Raw genomic sequence first — 1,734 nt, 5'->3', positions numbered from 1 at the left:
CGCCGTCGAGGTAACTGCGCAGCCGGTCGACGGTGGATGCCACCGCGAACTGGGCGCCGCCGAGCGATTCCACGAAGTAGCCGCGCTGGCATCGGCCGGCGTCCTCGAATGCGGTCAGCACCTTGTAGAGCATGGCAAAGCCGCCGGGCAATCGTTCGGCGGCGACCGCGCCCTTGGTCAGCACCCCGTGGCGGTTCAACAGCAGCTCCGCCAGGTGGTGGCTGCGGGCGGTGGAATCCGGCTCGGGTGCCGGCAGCGCCGACCAGCGGCCGGCCACGGCCGGATCGGTGGCCCGCGCCTGCGGGTTCGCCACGTTATAGCGGCTCAACCGCGGCGTGCGCATCCCGCGGCCCGGGCGGTGCGCGGGCGCCGAACGTTTGCGCCCCGGTGTCCCGGACAGCAGCGCGCGCACCGGCGCGAACGTGTCGCCACTGACCACGCCGGCCCAAATCAGCTCCCACAGAGCGGCTTTGAGCTCGGCATCACCGATGCCCTGTTGCCCCAGCTGCCGGAAGAAGAACGCCCCGCCGCCGGCCAACACGTCCAGGATCGCGCGATGGATCGCGGTGAACTCGATCCCCGATTCGGCGGTCAGCGTCAGCGGCGCGGTGTCGGCGGCGTGAAAAGCGACCCAGCCGTCGCTGCCGGAGATTGATCCGGCACCCGACCACAACACTTCTCCGGACGCCAGCAGCTCGTCGAGCAAGGCGGGGGAATAGTCGCGAACCCGCGGCGCCAGCACCAGCGGTTCGATCGCCGATGCCGGCAGCGGCACCCCGGCGAGTTGGTCGATGACCGCGACCAGCCCGTCCAGGCCGCAATTGGGTGGCGCGCCGGGGCCGACGCCGTGCCAGGCAGGTAGGAACCGCGCGTAGGCCCGGGTGCTGACCGGCTCCACCTGCGCTCGCAGCGCCGCCAGCGATCGGCGCCGCAGAATCCGCAGTACCTCGGCGTCGCACCACTCATCGCCCATCCCCGATCCTGGTGTTCCAGCGGTGGAGAACTCACCGCGGACCAGCTTCCCGTCGGCGGCCAGGCGGCCCAGCACATCGGCCGCCACGCGCAGCCCCAACCCAAACCGGGCGGCGACATCGGTGGTGGTGAACGGCGCATGGGTGCGCGCATAGCGGCTCAGCAGTTCTGCGAGCGGGTCGGCGACCGCCTCGGTGAAGCTGGCCGGCACGCCGACCGGAACCGCCACCCCGACCCCGTCGCGCAATCGGCCGATGTCCTCGATCGCCACCCACCAGCCGGCGCCGGCGAACGACACCGGCAGCGCCCGCTTGGCGGCGTACAACGCTTCCAGCCAGCCGCCGGCATCGGCCCCGCCGGCGCGGGCCGCCACCTCGTCGGAGGTCAACGGGCCGAGTAGCCGCAGCAGGTCGGCCACCGCTTCGGCGTCGCGGGCAGCCCGCTCCGGCGACAGGTGCTGTAGCTGGCGGCCAGTAGCCGCCACCACCTCGGGATCGAGCAACTCGCGCAGCTCGACCCGGCCCAGCAGTTCGGCCAGCAGCGTCGGGTCCAGCGACAGCGCCGCCGCGCGCCGCTCGGCCAGCGGGCTGTCGCCCTCGTAGATGAAGGCTCCGACGTAGCCGAACAGCAACGAGGCGGCGAACGGCGACGGCGTCGCGGTCTCGGTCAGCACGACGCGGACTTTGCGGGCGGCGATGTCGGACATCAACCCGGCCAGCGTCGGCACGTCGTACACGTCCTGCAGGCACTCTCGGACGGTCT

1 protein-coding gene is annotated in these 1,734 nt (G+C 72.3%); it reads right to left on the bottom strand.

What is annotated here, in order from left to right; genetic code table 11:
* A partial coding sequence (locus AC2VNT_RS13830) for a DNA glycosylase AlkZ-like family protein (protein WP_486947405.1) occupies positions 1-1,734 on the bottom strand: 1,734 nt, incomplete at both ends.

It is taken from the genome of Mycobacterium sp. TH-M15 (assembly GCF_057473705.1).
This window is presented reverse-complemented; position numbering and strand designations above follow the sequence as displayed.